Origin of the sequence: Nocardioides thalensis, from assembly GCF_013410655.1 — a bacterium.
In the GTDB taxonomy this organism is placed as follows: domain Bacteria; phylum Actinomycetota; class Actinomycetes; order Propionibacteriales; family Nocardioidaceae; genus Nocardioides; species Nocardioides thalensis.
The window spans coordinates 2152016-2170676 of sequence record NZ_JACCFP010000001.1 but is presented as its reverse complement, the minus strand read 5'-3'; the positions used below and the strand labels follow the sequence as shown (position 1 = coordinate 2170676).

At 72.1% G+C, this 18661-nt stretch carries 18 protein-coding genes; 9 read left to right on the top strand and 9 right to left on the bottom strand.

What is annotated here, in order from left to right:
* Positions 1-18: 18 nt before the first annotated feature.
* The 3 genes from HNR19_RS10675 to HNR19_RS10665 are packed head-to-tail and all read right to left on the bottom strand — an operon-like array spanning position 19 to position 3847.
* Positions 19-2598 carry a CHAT domain-containing protein gene (locus tag HNR19_RS10675; RefSeq protein WP_179667904.1) on the bottom strand — a complete coding sequence of 860 codons (2580 nt, stop codon included), beginning with the start codon at positions 2596-2598 and terminating at the stop codon, positions 19-21.
* 29 nt (positions 2599-2627) lie between these two features.
* A complete protein-coding gene (locus HNR19_RS10670; RefSeq protein ID WP_179667903.1) occupies positions 2628-3230 on the bottom strand; it encodes a hypothetical protein in 603 nt (200 codons plus the stop codon).
* On the bottom strand, positions 3227-3847 hold the full coding sequence (locus HNR19_RS10665) for an RNA polymerase sigma factor (protein ID WP_179667902.1): 621 nt from the start codon (positions 3845-3847) through the stop codon (positions 3227-3229). The genes HNR19_RS10670 and HNR19_RS10665 overlap by 4 nt, the downstream gene beginning before the upstream one ends.
* 530 nt (positions 3848-4377) lie before the next feature.
* Here HNR19_RS10665 and HNR19_RS23170 point away from each other — a divergent pair.
* Positions 4378-4509: a hypothetical protein gene (locus HNR19_RS23170; protein ID WP_281366472.1), complete on the top strand. Its 132-nt coding sequence runs from the start codon at positions 4378-4380 to the stop codon at positions 4507-4509.
* A gap of 5 nt (positions 4510-4514) precedes the next feature.
* Here HNR19_RS23170 and HNR19_RS10660 read toward each other — a convergent pair whose 3' ends face one another.
* Positions 4515-5945, bottom strand: coding sequence for a helix-turn-helix domain-containing protein (locus tag HNR19_RS10660; RefSeq protein WP_179667901.1), 1431 nt, complete (start codon positions 5943-5945; stop codon positions 4515-4517).
* 273 nt (positions 5946-6218) lie between these two features.
* On the opposite strand from HNR19_RS10660, the gene HNR19_RS10655 reads away from it, so the two are divergent.
* From HNR19_RS10655 to HNR19_RS10645, 3 genes are all read left to right on the top strand, one after another.
* The gene (locus tag HNR19_RS10655) at positions 6219-7760 is read left to right on the top strand and encodes an FAD-dependent oxidoreductase (protein WP_179667900.1); all 1542 of its coding nucleotides are present in this window, start codon (positions 6219-6221) and stop codon (positions 7758-7760) included.
* A gap of 4 nt (positions 7761-7764) precedes the next feature.
* Positions 7765-9135 carry an FAD-binding oxidoreductase gene (locus tag HNR19_RS10650; RefSeq protein ID WP_343047144.1) on the top strand — a complete coding sequence of 457 codons (1371 nt, stop codon included), beginning with the start codon at positions 7765-7767 and terminating at the stop codon, positions 9133-9135.
* 129 nt (positions 9136-9264) lie between these two features.
* On the top strand, positions 9265-9411 hold the full coding sequence (locus HNR19_RS10645) for a hypothetical protein (protein ID WP_179667899.1): 147 nt from the start codon (positions 9265-9267) through the stop codon (positions 9409-9411).
* 4 nt (positions 9412-9415) lie between these two features.
* Here HNR19_RS10645 and HNR19_RS10640 read toward each other — a convergent pair whose 3' ends face one another.
* A complete protein-coding gene (locus HNR19_RS10640) occupies positions 9416-10645 on the bottom strand; it encodes a kynureninase (protein ID WP_179667898.1) in 1230 nt (409 codons plus the stop codon).
* 25 nt (positions 10646-10670) lie between these two features.
* Positions 10671-11525 (bottom strand): tryptophan 2,3-dioxygenase, encoded by an 855-nt coding sequence (locus HNR19_RS10635; protein WP_343047143.1) that lies wholly within the window; start codon positions 11523-11525, stop codon positions 10671-10673.
* An 88-nt stretch (positions 11526-11613) separates the two neighbouring features.
* Between HNR19_RS10635 and HNR19_RS10630 the strand changes: the two genes are divergently transcribed.
* Positions 11614-12162, top strand: a complete 549-nt coding sequence (locus HNR19_RS10630) for an META domain-containing protein (RefSeq protein ID WP_179667896.1) — start codon at positions 11614-11616, stop codon at positions 12160-12162.
* Here the strand turns inward: HNR19_RS10630 and HNR19_RS10625 are convergent.
* Positions 12146-13168: a zinc-dependent alcohol dehydrogenase family protein gene (locus HNR19_RS10625; protein ID WP_179667895.1), complete on the bottom strand. Its 1023-nt coding sequence runs from the start codon at positions 13166-13168 to the stop codon at positions 12146-12148. The two genes, HNR19_RS10630 and HNR19_RS10625, sit on opposite strands and share 17 nt — an antisense overlap.
* 44 nt (positions 13169-13212) lie before the next feature.
* Between HNR19_RS10625 and HNR19_RS10620 the strand changes: the two genes are divergently transcribed.
* The 4 genes from HNR19_RS10620 to HNR19_RS10605 all read left to right on the top strand — a co-directional run bounded on the left by HNR19_RS10620 (position 13213) and on the right by HNR19_RS10605 (position 17436).
* Complete coding sequence (locus HNR19_RS10620; protein WP_179667894.1) at positions 13213-14769, top strand: helix-turn-helix domain-containing protein; 1557 nt, start codon at positions 13213-13215, stop codon at positions 14767-14769.
* A 7-nt stretch (positions 14770-14776) separates the two neighbouring features.
* Positions 14777-15553: a glycerophosphodiester phosphodiesterase family protein gene (locus HNR19_RS10615; protein ID WP_343047142.1), complete on the top strand. Its 777-nt coding sequence runs from the start codon at positions 14777-14779 to the stop codon at positions 15551-15553.
* A 21-nt stretch (positions 15554-15574) separates the two neighbouring features.
* Positions 15575-16951 (top strand): MFS transporter, encoded by a 1377-nt coding sequence (locus HNR19_RS10610; protein ID WP_179667893.1) that lies wholly within the window; start codon positions 15575-15577, stop codon positions 16949-16951.
* Between the two features lie 98 nt (positions 16952-17049).
* The gene (locus tag HNR19_RS10605; protein ID WP_179667892.1) at positions 17050-17436 is read left to right on the top strand and encodes an RNA polymerase-binding protein RbpA; all 387 of its coding nucleotides are present in this window, start codon (positions 17050-17052) and stop codon (positions 17434-17436) included.
* 20 nt (positions 17437-17456) lie between these two features.
* Here HNR19_RS10605 and HNR19_RS10600 read toward each other — a convergent pair whose 3' ends face one another.
* Both HNR19_RS10600 and HNR19_RS10595 read right to left on the bottom strand, forming a co-directional pair.
* Positions 17457-17918: an FxsA family protein gene (locus HNR19_RS10600; RefSeq protein ID WP_179667891.1), complete on the bottom strand. Its 462-nt coding sequence runs from the start codon at positions 17916-17918 to the stop codon at positions 17457-17459.
* Positions 17915-18661: a polyprenol monophosphomannose synthase gene (locus tag HNR19_RS10595; RefSeq protein ID WP_246304572.1), complete on the bottom strand. Its 747-nt coding sequence runs from the start codon at positions 18659-18661 to the stop codon at positions 17915-17917. Before HNR19_RS10595 ends, HNR19_RS10600 begins: the two co-directional genes overlap by 4 nt.

Sequence of the window (18661 nt, the reverse complement as noted above, 5' to 3'; positions counted from 1 at the left end):
AGGAACTGCCCTCCCGGGTCAGCTGGCCGCCGTGCTCGCCCCGATGTAGCGGAACGCGGCCCAGTAGTAGGGATGCGGATGGCGCCTCGCGACGTGGCGGCGCGCCTGACGGAGGGCCGACTCGGCCGTGTCCCCCTGGGCGAGCGCGCGGTAGAAGGACGTCATCAGCTCGAGGGTCACCGCGTCGTCCACCACCCACAGCGCCGCGACGACGCCACTGGCGCCGGCTTCGAGGCACGCCGGGGCGAGCCCGACAGGTGCCGAGGCGTAGTCGGGCGACAGGCCGGACCCGCAGGCGCTGAGCACGACGACCGCGCCGCCGAGGTCGATCGAGCCACCGATGATGTCCCGGGCCTCCAGCCAGCCGTCCCCGAGCCGGAGCGCGGAGGCCAGTGGGTTCTCGAGGCGGAACACCCCGTGGCAGGCGAGGTGCACGACGTCCGCGGCACGTGCCCGCAGGGCGAGCTCGGAGCTGGTCGCCTCGGCGCCGATGAGGATCTCCGCCCGCGGCAGCGCGCGGAAGATCATCTCGGCCTCCGCCGTGATCAGCGGTGCGTTGTCGTCCGGGACCGCCAGGACGAGGGTGGCCAGGTCGGCACCTCCGCCTTGCTGGGTCTCGCGGTGCACGGGCGTGGTCCGGCGGGCGAGCCGGTCGCCCCAGGGCGCGCCCGCGTCGAGCAGCGCGTCGAACGGGATCGCGTGCAGGTGGCGATGGCCCAGGAACCCCAGGTCCTCCTCGAGGTCGGAGAGCAGGTCTGCGACCGGTGCGACCAGCACGTCGTACAGACCCTCGAGCGACGGCGAGGAGGCCATCGCCGCTCCCGTCGCGCCGACTCCGGCCGCCATCAGGCGGCACTCCTGCTGCCAGGCGCGGACCAGCCGCGAGGTCTCGGGCGCCGCGTCCGGCAGCGCGCGGGCGTCGATCATGCCGTCGCGGAGGACGAACACGAGGATGTCGTCGCCGCTCACGTAGTAGTCGATCAGCGTCTCCCACGGCACCTCGGGCAAGGGCTGCTCCGGCGCCGGCTCCCACGTCGCCCAGGCGTTCCGCCCGACGTCGTCGAGGAGACGCGCGAGGCGATCGCCGTGGGGCGCCGGATGCCCGGCGCCGGTGCGCACGGCGGCCGGTCCGGCCGGGCGGGACTTGGCGCGGCGGGCGCGCTGCCACGCCTCGACCCGGCCGGCGTGGTCGTTGCGCTCCAGGAGGAGCCCGATCAGCTCGTCGGTGGTCTCGGCGACGATCGCCGACGGGGAGCCGTGCGCCTGGCCGTCCATGCCGGCCTGCCACACCCGCTCCTCCGCGAGCGCACGTCGGAGCGACTCGATCGCCTCGTCGAGCTGGCCCAGCCGCCGCTGGAGCCGGGCGACGGCGAGCAGCACGTCGACCCGCAGCTCCGGCAGTCCACTGCGGGCGGCGAGGTCGGCGGCGTCGTCGAGCAGCGCCCTGGCCTCGTCGGGCTCACCTGCCCGCGCTGCGACCAGCCGGGCGTGGACGCCGAGGGACGGCGCGGTGTCGTCGACAGGCACGTCGAGCACCCGGCGACACGCGGCACGGGCGGTGTCCGGGTCCCCCGCCGCCACCGCGAGCTCCGCTCTGACAAGCCAGGTCCGGGCGAGCATCAGGGTGCTCCCGCACTCGAGGAACAGGCGTTCGGCCACGCTCAGGTCGCTCGCCGCCGCGTCGAGCCTCCCCCAGCGCAGGAGGGCGCGGGCACAGGCGAGCGCAGCTCGCGCGGAGTACTCGATGGCGCCGAGCCCGGTGAACACCTGCTCGGCCTCGCGCGCCGCCGCGTGCGACTCCGCGGGCGAGCCGAGGCGGAGCAGCGCGTTGGCGCGGACCAGCGCGGTGAGCCCCGCGGCCCACGCGCTGTGGGCGAGCTCGGGCTCGACGCAGTCGACCACCTCGAGGGCGCGCGCCGCCTGGCCCGACGTCGCCAGCCCCTCCGCCATGATCAACGCGGCGATCGCGGCCGGCCGTTCCTCCCCCACCGACAGGAGCTTCGCGCGGGCATCGGCGAGCGCGAGCAGCGCGTTGTGCGTCAGGCCGGCGTCCAGGGCGGCCAGCCCGCGATGACGGGCCACACCGGCCATCCCCGAGACGTCGCCCAGCGCCGCGAAGAGGTTGCCGGCGGTGTCGTAGTGCCGGTTCGCCTCCGCGATCCGCCCGCGCCCGGCGAGCGCGTCACCGAGCTGGCGGTGCACATCGGCCTGGAGCTGGGCGACGCGCCGGTCCTGGTGGGGCTCGTGGCGCAGCTGCGCCTGAACCCGGACGACGGCGGCCTCCCCCGCCTCGAACTCGCCGAGGAGCAGCTGCACCTTGGCGCCCGCGAGCGCCGCGCCGAGGGCCTCGAGCCGCCGGCCCATCGCCAGCCAGTTGCGGCGTGCCAGCCGGTACGCCGTGGCCGCGACGCCGAGCTCGCCGCGACGGAGCGCGATGGCACCGCGTATCTCGCTGACCTTCGCAGCGCGGCCCAGGTCGCGCTGCCCGTCGAGCACCGAGTCCGCCCGGTCGAGCAGCTCGGCGGAGCGGTCGGTGTCGCGGCGCATCCAGGCCGCCGCGTCCTCGATCAGGGTGTCGACGTCGGTGTCGGCGGTCATGGCGGGGTCGTGTTCCGAGACGCCGCAGGTCATGTGCTGCGTAGGTCGAGGACCGCCCTCACCCGGGTGCCGCCGGAGCTGAGCCACAGCTCGTCCACCCCGGTGGGCACCCCGCGTACGTCGAACCGGCCGTCCGCCGTGGCGTGGGCCGCCCGGCGGAGGGTGCCGCGCTCGAGGAACGCGAGATCGATGCCGGAGCGCTCGCTGTCGGCGAGCGCGACCATGCCCTGGACGTCGACCTCACCGGAGCCGGCCGGGACCGCGTCGAGGACGAACCGCCCCAGCTCGCTGTCGAACGCGAGGTGGACCCCGTCGTCGTCGGCCGAGCGCACGCCGGCAGCGGCCATGCCGAGCCGGGTGTCGTAGAGCAGCGAGGCCTCGGACCAGTCGTCGTCGCGCTGGGGCTCGTGCAGTCCGGTGAAGACGCTGCGCAGGCGGGCACTGAGCTCGGCCGGCGGCTGCTCGAGCGGCATCGAGCGGGCGTGGTGGTGGAAGTCGCGGATCCACTCCACGGCGTCGGCGGTCTCGGGGTCGGCGGTGTCGACGTACGCCGTGACGGCGTCGGCACGCTCGGGGACGAGGCGGCCCTCGACCCAGTCGACGAGCTCGGTGAACGACGGGCGCGCGGTCATGACTCGTCCTCGAGCAGGACCCGCAGCTTGTCGAGGCACCGGCCGCGGAGCGGGCCGATGCCGCCGATCGAGCGGCCGAAACGCGCGGCGATCTCGGCGTAGCTCGGCTCGTCGGGCTCGAAGTAGAGCGCGAGCAGGAGCTCGCGACAGGTGCCGCCCAGGGTCGCGAGGGCGTCGTGGAGGGTAGTGACCGTCGCCCAGTCGGCGAGCGGGTCGATCGTGCCCTCGACGGTGTTGTCGTTGTCGAGGCTGGTCGTGCGCCGGCTGAGGTTGCGCGTGCGCCACGCCTGGCGGCGGGCGACGGTCATCAGCCACGACGGGAGCTTCTCCTCGTCGCGGATCCGGTCGAGGGAGTCGACGAGGGCGACGAAGGTGCTCTGGGTGACGTCGGCGGCGTCCTCGGCGCTGAGGCCGTTGCGCAGGGCGACGGTGTAGACGAGCCGCTCGTAGCGGCCGACGAGGGTGTTCCACGCGTCCGCGTCGCGGCGGCGGCAGCGCCGCAGCAGGTCGGCGTCGGAGACCAGCCCGGCGGGCTGGGGCGACCGCGCCGCGGTTCGCGGGGCGGGTTCGGTATGGAGCTGCAGGTGGCGAGTCGGGCGCTCGCTGAGAGAGGTCATGTGGGTCCCCATGAATTTGTAGGGACGCGAGGGGGCGAGCGTCCCGAGAAAGTAGAACCCACGCCTTTCGTGATCGCCTTTGACCAATTCCGTCCGAGAGAGCATTCGGGCGGACCCTGGCGCAGGTCCTCGAGTCGAAGGGGAACCTAACTCGGTTTTGGTGTCGCTGACAACAAACTTTCACGAATTCGTCCGACGATGGATCAGATCCATCCGGAATCCGCACCTGTAGTGCGTGAAAGCCGCCCGATCCGCTCGTCGCCGGCCCCGATACCCACGGGCCACCGCCCTGTTGCGGTCCCTCACGGGGTGGGACCGCAACAGAACGAGCGACTCGAGCGTGCGCCCGAAATCGAAATCGCGCGGGCACGGCGCCCGATGCCGTGGCTCTCCCCGGCGACTTCTCGCATGAATCTTGTCCCAAAGATGCTTGCCGATCAAGCCCCCAATCGATTACCTAGATATGACAAGATCCTGGCAAATTCTCGTCAAGTCTCGATCACGCAGAGCCCCACACCGGAGGAACCCCCATGAACTCGATTCGCAAGTCGCTCGCCGCCACCGCCGTTGCCGTCGCCGCCCTGCTGGTGGTCGGCTCCGCCGCGCCTGCCGACGCCGGGCGCACGGTGCAGCCGTCGGCGCGGCCGATCTGGTGCTGCTGAGCTGATCAAGCGGACGTCGTGACGGGGCTCGCGGCCCCGGCACGACGGCGCATCTTCAACCCGCTCGCCGTCGCTGCGGCACGGAGGGCGGCGTGCGACGCCTTGAACTCGCCGACTCCATCGAAGAGCTCGGCCAACTCGTACCAGGCCTGCGCGATCCACCGGTCGGCTTCGCCCAGGCTCGTCAGAGTCTCCGCGGCGCGATGGTAGGCGGCGACTGCTTCATCACGCCTGCCCAACGCCTCGTTGGCCTCCCCCTCGATGATGCAGGCTTCGGCATCTTCGAAGGACGCCTCAGCTGAGTCGGCGCCGCGCGCCTCGACCGCGATCGCGAGCGCCTCGGTCGGCCGACCGTCGACGAGGAGTGCGCGGGCCAGCACCAGTTCTCCCTGGAGGACCTCCCACCTGCTGGCGCTTGTCCCCTTCAGCTCTTCGCTGCCGCGCTTGATCTGTGCGAGCGTCTCGGAGAGGTCATCCCCCTCGAGCTCGAGCTGCATCCGCCCGAGGTGCAGCCGAAGGCGGGCGAGGTTCCGTGTGTCCTCGCCCTCGCCCAGGAGCGCCAGAGCACGGCTCGCGAGGGCAACGGCCGATTGGGTGTCTCCTCGTTCGGACGAGATGACGCTCGCGTTCCAATAGGCCGAGCTTCGCGCGACCGGGGACGCCGCCCGCTCGGCCACCTTGATCGCCTCCGTGCAGATGCGCGCGGCGCGGCTGAGGTCCCCGCGCTGCCCGTATGCCGACGCAACTGTCATCGCGAGCTGGACCGCCTCGTCGGTCTGCTCAAGTCCCTCGGCGACGACACGAGGCTGCAGGCGGTCGCCGAGCTCGATGGCCAAGCCCACGTCCCCCGCGTTCCGGTAGCAGCGGACCAGCGCGATGCCACAGCGGATCGCTGCGACGCCCGTGGCCTGCTCGAGGACGGACTCGTACTCCGTGATCGCCTCGTCGAGCTGCCCCTGGGCCTCCATCGCGCGCGCGACCAGGAACCGGCCCCGCTCGGCCAAGTCGGACAGCGAGGCGTCGTGGGCCCGATTGAGGTACTGCCGCGCCTGGTGCTCGGCGTCGAGCGGCTCGCCGTTCTCCAGCGCCAGCTCGGCATAGCTGAGCCCCAGGTTGATCTCCGCGAGGTCGTCGGCGGACGCGCCGTACAGCATCTCCTCGGCGGTGAGCCCGAGGCGCTCGGCGATGGCGACCAGCACGTTGAAGGTGGGCCGGCGCGCGCCGGTCTCGATCCGGGACAGGTAGGCCACGGAGAGCAGGCCCTCGGCGAGCTCCGACTGGCGCCAGCCGCGGGCGACCCGTGCGGCGCGCACCCGGGAACCGAGGACGACCGGGTCGATCGTCCTCAGAATTTCCCCATGCCGCGTGTCGACTTGACTCACCGCGCGTGAGCGTATGGCAAATAGGTCGGAACGAACGCAAAATTTGCAGAACATCGTCGAACCTGGCCCGATCTGACTAGACCGGTGGGCTCTTCGGATGGTTGTCGCTCGTTCCGGCCACGACTGTCCATGCTCCGTCCTAGCGTGGAACCACAGGGACGACACCGAAAGCCGAAGCCATGTGGGACACCGCCGAGAAGACCGAGCACCTGACGCACGACCGCCCGTGCCCCTACTGCGGCCACGCGCTGCACCACTACCTCCCGTGTGACCGCAACTGTGGGTGTGCGGCCGGGAACGACAGGTAGAACGCGTTACAGTTCGGGCGTGACCGAGGCGCAGACTCCTCCCTCGCCGCTCGAGCCGGACTACGACGTCGTCGTCGTCGGGTCCGGTGGCGGAGCCCTCACCGGCGCCGCGCTCGCCGCCAGGGCCGGGCTCCGCACCCTCGTCCTCGAGCGGACGCCACTGATCGGTGGCACGTCCGCCTACTCGGGCGGCGCCTGCTGGCTCCCCGGCAGCGCCGTGCAGCAGCGAGCCGGCCTGCCCGACTCGACGGAGGGCGCGCGCAGCTATCTCGGCGCGGTGCTCGACCATCCCGACCCCGCGAAGGTCGAGGCTCTGCTGGCGCACGCGCCCGAGCTGGTCGCCGAGCTCGAGGCCGACCCGCTCATGGACTTCGAGTGGATCCCGTTCTCGGAGTACTACGACGCGCCCGGCCGGGTGCCGATGGGGCGCTCGATCCAGCCGGTGCCGATCCGTCGTGACGAGCTCGACCCCGCCGTCGCGGCTCTGGTGCGCCCACCGGTCGAGCGCGACCGGGTCGGCGCTCCCGGCCGGTCGACGCTGTCCGGTGGCCAGGCGCTGATCGCACGTCTCGCGGCGATCGTCGTGCGCGAGGGCGGCACGATCGCGACGGGCCACCACGTCACGGGCCTCGCTCGCAACGCCGACCGACGCGTCGACCGAGTGCGGGCCCACGGCCCCGACGGGCCGGTCGAGGTCCGCGCCATCCGCGGCGTCCTGGTGGCGGCGGGCGGCTTCGAGGGCAGCGCCGAGCGCCGCAAGCAGCGCGGCACACCGGGGCGGGCGGAGTGGACGATGGCGCCGCGCGGCACCAACACCGGTGAGGTGATCGACGCCGCCGTCGCGGTCGGCGCCGCGACCGACTACTCCGGCGAGGGCTGGTTCTGCCCCGGCCTCGAGCATCCCGACGGGAGCGGCTCGTTCACGCTCGGCTTCCGCGGCGGTCTGATGGTCGACCAGCACGCGCGGCGCTACGGCAACGAGTGCCTGCCCTACGACCGGTTCGGCCGGCTGATGGCCGCGGCCCCGGAGCGGATCCCGTCCTGGTTCGTGTTCGACGACCGGGAGGGCGGCCGCCTCCCGGCGATCGCGATGCCCGAGGGCGAGGCGTCCGACCACCTGGCAGCGGGCACCTGGGTGCGGGCCGACACGGTCGAGGGCCTCGCAGAGGCCGCGGGCCTGGACGCCGCAGCGCTCACGGCCACCGTCGAGCGCTTCAACCGGTTCGCGGCCGCCGGCACCGACGACGACTTCCGCCGCGGCGACGACGAGTACGACACGTTCTTCGCCGGCTCGGGCAGCCCCAACAAGGCGCTCGTGCCCGTCGACCGGCCGCCGTTCTATGCCGCGCGGTTCGTGCTGTCCGACCTGGGCACCAAGGGCGGCCTGGTCACCGACGCGTCCGGCAGGGTGGTCGACGACGACGGCTCCCCCATCCCCGGTCTCTACGCGGCGAGCAACTCGACCGCGTCCGTGTTCGGGTCCGCCTACCCCGGGCCCGGCGCGCCGCTCGGCGCGGCCATGACGTTCGCCTCGCTCGCGGTGCGCGACATGAGATCGTGACGGGGTGACGGGCACCACCGAGCTCGCGGAACTGATCGAGGCGCTGCCCCCGGGTTGCGTGATCACCGACCCCGACGGCATGGCCGGCTACCGCTGGGACCGTGCCCGCGACCCGGGTGCCGGCGTGCCCCTCGCGGTCGTGCGGGCGACCAGTACCGAGGACGTCCAGGCCGTGATGCGGTACGCCGCCGCGCACCACGTGCCCGTCGTACCCCGCGGCGCCGGCACCGGCCTGTCCGGCGGGGCGTCCGCCGTCGAGGGCTGCATCGTGCTCTCCACGGAGCGGATGCGCCGGATCGAGGTGGACCCGGCGACCCGAACGTGCGTCGTCGAGCCGGGCCTGCTCAACGCCGAGGTCAAGGGCGCGGTCGCCGAGCACGGCCTCTGGTATCCCCCGGACCCCTCGTCCTACGAGATCTGCTCGATCGGTGGCAACATCGCGACGAACGCCGGCGGCCTCTGCTGCGTGAAGTACGGCGTGACGACCGACTACGTGCTCGGCCTGACCGTCGTCCTCGCCGACGGGACCGCTGTCGAGCTCGGCGGCCCGCGGCTGAAGGACGTCGCCGGCCTGTCGTTGACGAAGCTCTTCGTCGGGAGCGAGGGCACGCTCGGCGTCATCACGCGCGTCGTGCTGCGCCTGCTCCCGCAGCCGCGGCCGCCGCACACGCTCGTGGCCTCGTTCCCGAGTCTCGCCGCGGCCACGTCGACCGTCGTCGCGGTCACCCGGGCGATGCGCCCCTCGATGCTCGAGCTCATGGACCGCGCATCGATCAACGCCGTCGAGGACCACGCCCGGATGGGGCTGGACCGCGACGCCGAGGCGCTGCTGGTCATCCAGTCCGACGAGTCGCCCTCGACGGCGGCGGAGGAGGTCGCCCGCATCGCCGCGACCTGCGAGCAGAACGGGGCGTCCGAGGTGTTCGCCACCGACGACCCGGCCGAGGGTGCCTCGTTCGTCGCCGCGCGCCGGATGGTGATCCCGGCCGTCGAGCGTCGCGGATCGCTGCTGCTCGAGGACGTCGGCGTGCCGGTGCCCCAGCTGGGCGCGTTGGTCGACGGGATCGCGCGGATCGCCGCGGAGCGCGAGGTCGAGATCCCGGTGATCGCGCACGCCGGCGACGGCAACACGCACCCGCTGGTGGTGTTCGACCCCACCGATGCGGCACACACGGCGAGGGCGGAGGCGGCGTACGACGAGATCATGCGGCTGGCCATCGGGCTCGGCGGCACGATCACCGGCGAGCACGGCGTCGGGAGGCTGAAGCGGCCGTGGCTGGGCGACTACCTCGGCCCGGACGCCCTAGCGCTCAACCGGCGCATCAAGGCCGCGCTCGACCCGGACGGGATCCTCAACCCCGGCGCCCTTCTCTAGCTCAGAAGAACAAAACGGCCGCCGATGGCATCTACAACGATGAGATCCGGCGGCGCTGGCGGTCACACTCCCCAGCTTCCCAACGTCGGACCAGCAGAGCCGACCAACGGACCGAAGGAGGTGACGACGATGTGGGAGACCACCACCACGACCAGGGCGCACCTGTCGCACGACCTGCCCTGCCAGCACTGCGGCCACGAGGTGCACACGTTCCTCGCGTGCAGCGACACGTGCGACTGCCCGCCCGTCGTCCTGCCGGGCATGCGGGCCGCGTGAGCCGCTAGTCGCCCCGCGACCCACCCTCCAGCACCTCGCGCACGGCCGTCAGCCCGGCGAGGACCTCGGCGAAGCCGGTGCTCAGCGGGGACAGCCCGATCCGCAGCCCGTCCGGAGGCCGGAAGTCCGGAATCACGCCACGCCGCCACAGCTCGGCCGTCGCGCGCTGGAAGTCGGCGTGGTCGAGCGTGATGTGGCTGCCCCGCGCCGCCGGCTCCCTCGGTGACGCGAGTCGGGCACCGAGCGGCAGCAGCAGCTCGTCGGCGACCTCGACGGCGTACGCCGTCAGCGCCTCGGACTTGCGCCGGAGCGCCGGCATCCCGGCCTCGCCGATCAGGGCGAGCATGTCGCGCACCGGGAGCATCCCGACGATCGGCGGCGTGCCGCTCACCAGCTGGCGGATCCCCTTCGCCGGCTCGTAGCGGGGCCCCATCGCGAACGGGTCGGCCGCTCCCATCCACCCCTGGATCGGCTGGTGGAGGCTCGGTTGGAGCGCCTCGGCGACGTAGGCGAACGCCGGGGCGCCCGGCCCGCCGTTGAGGTACTTGTAGGTGCAGCCCACGGCGAGGTCCACGCCGTCGTCGTCGAGGCCCAGCTCGAGGGCTCCGACGGAGTGGCAGAGGTCCCACAGGACCAGTGCGCCGGCCTCGTGCACGACGTCGGTGATCGCGCGCAGGTCGGCGATCGCTCCGGAGCGGTAGGCGACGTGGCTGAGCAGCACGAGCGCCGTGCCGGGCCCGACGACCGCGCGCACGTCGTCGACGGTGACGCCCGCGAGCGGGTCCGGGTCGATCCATCGGAGGGTCAGCCCGCGCTCGGCCGCGACGCCCTCCGCGACGAACCGGTCGGTCGGGAAGTTGCCGGTGTCGACGACGATCTCGCCGCGGCCGGGCCGCGCGTCGACCGCCGCACGGACCAGCTTGTAGAGCAGCACCGTGGTCGAGTCCGCCACGACCGTCTGGCCGGGCGCCGCGCCGAGCGTGGTGCGCGCGAGCAGGTCACCCAGCTCGGTGGGCGCGTCCATCCAGCCCTCGTCCCAGTGCCGGATCAGCCGGTCGCCCCAGTCCTCCGCCACGAACCGGGCGAGCCGCTCGCCGGTGGCGCGGAGAGGGCGGCCCAGCGAGTTTCCGTCGAGGTAGGCGACCACGCCGGGCGTGGTGACGAACGCGTCGCGGTACGCCGCCAGCGGATCGGCCGCGTCGAGCTCCTCGGCCCGGCGTCCCAGGTCGGACATCGTTGCTCCTCGGTCGTGGGTCGTCTCAGGCGCCGATCTCGGTCCGCACCGAGATCAGCTCGGGAAAGAACGTCAGGTCGAGCGCACGCCGGAGGAAGGCCACGCCGGAGGAGCCGCCGGTGCCGGTCTTGAACCCGATCGTGCGCTGCACCGTGCGCAGGTGCCGGAACCGCCACAGCTGGAACGCGTCCTCGAGGTCGACGAGGTCCTCGGACGTCTCGTAGAGCTCCCAGTGCGTGGTGGTGTCGGAGTAGACCTCCCGGAAGACCTGCACCAGCTCCGGGTGCTCGACCCAGGCCGCGCTCACATCGCGCTCGAGCACCTCCGCCGGGACGGCGAGGCCGCGCCGCGCGACCAGCCGGAGGAACGCGTCGTAGACGGTCGGGCTGTCGAGCAGCTCGGACAGCAGGGCGTGGGCCTTCGCGTCCGAGCGGAACACCTCGAGCATCCGGCCGTGCTTGTTGCCGAGCAGGAACTCGACCGCGCGGTACTGGGCGGACTGGAAGCCGGACGACGAGCCCAGCACGCCGCGGAACTCGGCGTACTCACTGGGCGTGAGGGTCGCCAGCACCGACCACTGGTCGGTCATCGAGTGGAGGATGTGCTTGACCCGCGCCAGGCTCTTGCGCGCGCGGGACAGCTCGTCGTCGTCGAGGAACGCCCGCGCGGCGCGGAGCTCGTGGACGATCAGCTTCAGCCAGAGCTCGGTCGTCTGGTGCTGGATGATGAACAGCAGCTCGTCGTGGTGCGCCGGGTCGCTCAGTGGGTGCTGCGCGGACAGCAGGCGGTCCAGGTCCAGGTAGCCCGCGTAGGACATCCGCCCCTCGAAGTCGGTGCGCACGCCCTCCTCGAACGGCCGGACGCCGTCTTCGATCGACACTGGTCTCATCCTCACTCGTGGGGTTCGGCACACGGTAACTTGATGGCCAATCCCGGAACCCGATCCAGGCAGGACTCGTCTCATCGCCATGATCAAGCTCGCTCCCCTGGCCCCCCTCGCCACTGCCGGCGCCGCGGTCCTCGCGCTCTCGGTGCTCGCTGGGTGCGGTGGGGCCGACTCCGACAGCGCCACCGACGACAGCGGTGCGAACATCGGGGCCGCCGACGTCAGCATGGCCGACCTGGAGGGCCTGACGTTCGAGGCGTCGACCCCCGACGCGCTCGACTCCGCGAAGCAGTCCCTGGTCGAGGGCAGCCCGATCACGGTCGGCTTCGAGAACTCCAACCTGTCGGCCAGCGCGGGCTGCAACGGCCTGGGCGGCAAGGTCGCGGTCGACGGCGGGACGCTCGACGTCGAGGGCGGCCTGGTCGGCACCGAGATGGCGTGCGGCGACGCGGTCATGGCCCAGGAGCGCTGGCTCAGCGACTTCCTGACCAGCGCCCCCGAGATCTCGCTGGACGGCGACACGCTGACCCTCAGCGGTGACGACGGCACCCTCACGCTGGTGGCGGTGGAGGGCGGCGAGGCGCCCGCCGACCCGGACGAGCCCGACGACGGCGTCAGCTCGCTGAACTGAGCATCACCTTGATCGCCCGCCGCTCGTCCATCGCGCGGTAGGCGTCGGCGACCTCGGCCATCGGAAGGGTCAGGTCGAAGACCTTGCCGGGGTCGATGCGGCCGTCCTGCACGAGCGCGAGCAGCTCGGGGAGGTAGCGGCGCACCGGTGCCATCCCGCCCTGGACGCCGACGTTGCGGTCGAACATCCGGCGGACGGGCAGCTCGATGCCGTGCGGCACGCCGACGAAGCCGACCATCGCTCCGGGGCGGGCGACGGAGATCGCCGTACCCATGGCCTCGTCGGTGCCGACGCACTCGAGGACCGCGTCCGCGCCGATCCCGCCCAGGACCTCCTTGACCTCCTGAGCGCCCTCGCGGCCGCGGGAGGCGACGACGTGGGTGGCGCCGAACTCCTTGGCCAGCTGCTGTCGGGGCTCGTGGCGCGACATCGCGACGATGGTCTCGGCGCCCATCACGGACGCGGCGAGCACGCCGCAGAGGCCGACGGCGCCGTCGCCGACCACCACCGCGGTCCCGCCCTCGCGGACCCGCGCGCTCACCGCGGCGTGCCAGCCCGTCGGCATCACGTCGGAGAGCGACAGCAGCGACGGGAGCAGTGCCGCGTCGGGCACGCCGTCGGTGGCGACCAGGGAGCCGTCGGCCTGGCCGACCAGCGCGTACTCGCCCTGGCCGCTGGTCGTCACGCCGAGGTTGGTGCAGGCCGACTGCACGCCGGCGCGGCAGTGGGCGCAGGTGTTGTCGCAGTGGCAGAACGGCACGATCACGAAGTCGCCCGGCTTGAAGTCGCGGACCTCTCCCCCGACCTCCTCGACCACGCCGACGCACTCGTGGCCGATGGTGGCGCCGCGGCGGATCGGGTTCTCGCCGCGGTAGGGCCAGAGGTCGGAGCCGCACACGCAGCCGGCGACCACCTTGACGATCGCGTCCGTCGGACGCTTGATCTCGGGGTCGGGGACCTCCTCGAAACGGATGTCCCGGGGGCCGTGGATGGTGGTGGCGCGCATGTCGCTAGTTTGCCCTATCTCATATGTGAGTTACCGTCGTACGCATGACGATCCACCTCGCCGACACCTCGGGCGATGCCGACTACAAGGGTCGGATCGGGAACCTCATCCGCGACGCCCGCAAGCACCGCGGGCTGACCCAGCTGCAGCTGGCCGAGCGCCTCGGCACCAGCCAGAGCGCGATCAACCGCATCGAGAAGGGGCACCAGAACCTGTCCCTGGAGATGCTGGCGCGCATCGGGGCCGCCCTCGACTCCGAGATCGTGGCGCTCGGGGCCGGGCCGACACACCTGCGGGTCAAAGGACCCACCACGCTCTCGGGCAGCATCGACGTGAAGACGTCCAAGAACGCCGGGGTCGCCCTGCTCTGCGCCTCGCTGCTCAACCGCGGCCGCACGACGCTCCGCAAGGTGGCCCGGATCGAGGAGGTCAACCGGCTGCTCGAGGTGCTCAACAGCCTCGGCGTGCAGACCCGGTGGATCAACCACGACAACGACCTCGAGATCGTGCCGCCGCGCGACCTCGACCTGTCGCAGATCGACGCCGCCGCGGCGCGGCGTACCCGCTCGGTCATCATGTTCCTCGGCCCTCTCCTGCACCGGGCCGACGACACCTTCGAGCTGCCGTACGCCGGTGGCTGCAACCTGGGCACGCGGACCGTGGAGCCGCACCTGTCCGCGCTGCGTCCGTTCGGACTCGACGTGAAGGCGACCGACGGCTGGTACCACGCCCAGGCCAACCGCACCGTCCAGCCGGGGCGCCCGATCGTGCTGACCGAGCGCGGCGACACGGTCACCGAGAACGCGCTGATGGCCGCCGCGCTGCACCCGGGCACGACGGTGATCCGCAACGCGTCGTCCAACTACATGGTCCAGGACCTGTGCTTCTACCTCCAGGAGCTCGGCGTCGAGATCGAGGGCGTCGGCACCACGACGCTGACGGTCACCGGGCGCGAGGAGATCGACGTCGACGTCGACTACTCCCCGAGCGAGGACCCGATCGAGGCGATGTCGCTGCTCGCGGCCGCGATCGTCACCCGCTCCTCCATCACCATCCGGCGCGCGCCGATCGAGTTCCTCGAGATCGAGCTCGCGATGCTCGAAGAGATGGGCTTCCGCTACGAGCGCTCCGAGGAGTACGTCGCCGCGAACGGGCACACGCGGCTCGTCGACCTCGTGACGCACCCCTCCGACCTGGTCGCGCCCCGCGACAAGATCCACCCGATGCCGTTCCCGGGGCTCAACATCGACAACCTGCCGTTCTTCGCGGTGATCGCGGCGACCGCGCACGGGCAGACCTACATCCACGACTGGGTCTACGACAACCGGGCGATCTACCTCACCGACCTCAACAAGCTGGGCGGCCGGGTCACCCTGCTCGACCCGCACCGGGTGCAGATCGAGGGCCCGACGTCCTGGACGGGTGCCGAGCTGATGTGCCCGCCCGCGCTCCGTCCCGCGGTGGTCGTGCTGCTGGCGATGCTCGCGAGCAAGGGCACCTCGGTGCTCCGCGGCACCTACGTCATCCACCGCGGCTACGAGGACCTGGCCGAGCGGCTGAGCTCGCTGGGCGCCGACATCGAGACGTTCCGCGACATCTGACACGCGCGTGGCCTACCTGCAGGACGGCCGGGTGCTCGCGTTCGCCCACCGCGGCGGCGCCTACCACCCCGAGATCGAGGGCCTCGAGAACACGCTGACGGCGTTCCGGCACGCCGTGGCGCTCGGCTACGACTACCTCGAGACCGACGTCCACACGACGCGTGACGGCGTGCTGCTCGCGTTCCACGACGACGTGCTCGACCGGGTGACCGACCGGGTCGGGTCGGTCTGCGACCTGGACCTGGCCGACATCCGGGAGGCCCGGATCGGCGGGCGGGAGCAGGTCCCGACCCTGCTGGAGCTGGTCGAGGCGTTCCCCGACGTGTCCTTCAACGTCGACATCAAGTCCGAGGGCGCCGTGGACGTGCTCGCGGCGTTCGTCGCCGAGCACGACCTGTGGGACCGGATGCTCGTCGGGTCCTTCTCCCCCGCCCGGATCGCCCGGTTCCGGCGCCTCACCGGCGGCCGGGTGCCGACAGCCGCGCAGCCGTGGGAGATCGTCGCGTTCCGGCTCGCGCCGACCGCGGGTGTCGCGCGCTGGGTGGCCGACCGGGTCGGCGCGGGCTTCGACGCGTTCCAGGTGCCGCACCGCCGCAAGGGGCTGCGGGTCGTGACGCCCGGATTCGTGCGGCGCGCGCACGCGGCGGGCAAGCCCGTGCACGTGTGGACGATCGACGACCCCGACGAGATGGTCGAGCTGCTCGAGCGCGGCGTCGACGGGCTCTTCACCGACCGCACCGACCTGCTGAAGGATGTGCTCGTCGCACGAGGCCTCTGGCACTAGTCTCCCCGGCGGGAGGCAGAAATGACGGGGACACCGGGGATCGCGGATCTCGGACCACTCAACCGCGCCAAGGAGCAGAAGGCGTGGTTCTTCACGGACTGGGCCGTCTCGGCGTTCCAGACGACCGTCGCGGGCGTGCTGTTCGCGCCGTACCTGATCTCGGTGGCGGAGCAGGCCGCGTGCGGGTTCGTCAGCGACAGCGACAAGGGTCTCGACTGCGACGGCACGATCTCGCTCCTCGGGCTCGACATCGCACCGGGGGCGCTGCCGTCGTACGTCATCACGTTCTCCACGATCCTCGGCGCGATCCTGTACCCGCTGATCGGCGCGCTCGCCGACCGCACCGCCCGCAAGCCCGACCTGCTCGCCGGGTTCGCGTGGGTCGGCGCCACCGCGACCGCGCTGCTGTTCTTCCTCAACGGCGAGAACTGGCTGTTCGGCTCGATCGTGTTCATCATCGCCAACCTCGCCGGCGGCGCGTCGATGGTGATCAACGACTCGATCCTGCCGTTGATCTCCGAGGAGCACGAGCGGGACCGCGCCTCGTCGATCGGCTGGGCCTACGGGTACGCCGGCGGCGGGCTCCTGCTCGCGGCCAACTTCGCCGTCGTGACGTTCCACGACAGCCTCGGCATGTCGACCGAGATGGCGGTGCGGGTGAGCATGCTCTCCGGCGCCGTGTGGTGGGCGGCGTTCACCGTCATCCCCTGGCTCGGCATCAAGCGACGGCCGCCGCGAGCCGTCGAGGCGGTCGAGGGCGGCCTCGTCGCCCGGTCGTTCGGGCAGCTCGGCGCCACGCTGAAGGACCTGCGCAACTACCCCGTGGCCCTGTCGTTCCTGCTCGCCTACCTGTTCTTCAACGACGGCATCCAGACCGTCATCGCCTCGGCCGCGACGTTCGGCGAGAAGGAGCTGGGCTTCGAGACGGGCACCGTGCTCGCGGTCTACCTGGTGGTGCAGTTCGTGGCCGTCGGCGGTGCGGTCGCGTTCGGCCGGGCGGCGCGGACCTTCGGGGCCAAGCACGTGGTGCTCGCCGGGCTGGGATTCTGGATGCTGATCCTCGCCACCGCCCTCGTCGTCCCGTCCGACAACTTCGCGGCGTTCCTGTTGCTCGGTGTCGCCATCGGCATCGTCCTGGGCGGCACCCAGGCGCTCGCGCGGTCCTACTTCTCGCTCTTCATCCCGGCCGGGAAGGAGGCGGAGTACTTCAGCCTCTACCACGCCATGGACCGCGGGACGTCGTGGCTGGGCACCCTCACGTTCGGCCTGGTCTACCAGTTCACCGACTCCTACCGGCCGGCGATCTTCGCCCTGGTGGTGTTCTTCGTCATAGGCGGGCTGCTGCTGATGCGGGTGGACACCGCGAAGGGCATCGAGCAGGCGAAAACTCCCCGATGATTGCAACCTTGCCGGGCTGGGTAGCGTTGTACAGATGAGGTGCCCCGTCAGTGGGTCCGGGGAGATCCCCCGGCGACGGTCACCCGTGGGAGGTAGGCATGGCTGAGCGGACGTTGCGGGGAGCGCGGCTCGGAGGGCAGTCGTTCGAGGACGAGCGCGGCATCGAGTTCGCCGCCCGCCAGCAGGTCGGTTACCGGTGCGCCCAGGGGCACACCTTCGAGATCACCATGTCGATCGAGGCCGAGGTCCCGGCCGTGTGGGAGTGCCCGCGCTGCGGCAGCGAGGCCGTGAGCACGTCGGGCATCGAGCGCGAGGAGAAGGTCGAGAAGCCGCAGCGCACCCACTGGGACATGCTGCTGGAGCGCCGCTCCGAGAAGGAGCTCGAGGAGATCCTCACCGAGCGGCTCGAGCTGCTCCGCGGCGGCGAGATCGGCCCCGCCCATCTGCACCGCGCGAGCACGCGCAAGAAGAAGGCCCGGGCCTAGAGCCCGGCCCCGGCGAGCGCCTAGCGCTCGTCGACCACTTCGCCCCGGACCACGGAACCGTCCCCCGCCGTCGGCCCGGGGCGTCCGTGTGTCCGGACCACCACGCGCGAGGCGGCGTACGACGTCAGCAGCCTGCGGAAGACCGGCCGCGTGACCGGGAGGATCAGCAGGATCCCGAACGCGTCGGTGACGAAGCCCGGGCTCAGCATCAGCGCGCCGCCGAGCACGACGAGGACGCCGTCCGCGAGCTCCCGTGCCGGGAGCTTGCCCTGCTCGACGGCTGCCCGGAGGGCGCGCCACGCGCGACTGCCCTCGCGGCGGATCAGCCAGCCGCCGAGGATGCTGTCGAGCACGAGCAGCAGGATCGTCCACCACGGCCCGATGACCTGGCCGACCTGGATGAGGACGTAGAGCTCCAGCAGCGGCACGACGATGAACGCGACGGCCAGCACGGCCGCCCATCGCCTCCCGCGACTACTCACACCTCGATCATGGCACGGGACTGGCTGCGGGAGGCCCGGCACCTGGCCCGCTCCCACCGCTCGCGCAGTCCCCACTGCGTGATCCGCTTGAGCGACTCGATCGCCACCTGGCCGCTCATCTTGGAGTCGCCGCGCACCCGCTCGACGAACTCGATCGGCACCTCGCGCACCCGCAACCCGGCGTGCAGGGTGCGCGACACGAGGTCGGTCTGGAACACGTAGCCGGTGGAGCGCACCTCCTCGAGCCGGATCGCCTCCAGCGTGCTCCGTCGGAACAGGCGGAAGCCCGCGGTGGCGTCGCGCACCGAGATGCCGAGGAGCAGCCGCACGTAGAGGTTGCCGCCGCGGGACAGCACCTCGCGCTGCCACGGCCAGTTCACGACCGACCCGCCGGGCACCCAGCGCGACCCGATGACCAGGTCGGCGTCGACGAGGCCGGCGAGCAGCCGGCCGAGCTGCTCGGGCTGGTGGGAGCCGTCGGCGTCCATCTCCCCGATGACGTCGTAGCCGGCCTCCAGGGCCCACGCGAAGCCCGCGAGGTACGCCGCCCCCAGCCCGCCCTTGCCGGCCCGGTGCAGGACGTGCACGTGCTCGTCGGCGGAGGCGAGCGCGTCGGCGATGTCGCCGGTGCCGTCGGGTGAGTTGTCGTCCACGACGAGCACGTCGAGCGCGGGCTGGGCCTGCCGCACCCGGTTGACGATCCAGGCCAGGTTGTCGGCCTCGTTGTAGGTCGGGACCACCAT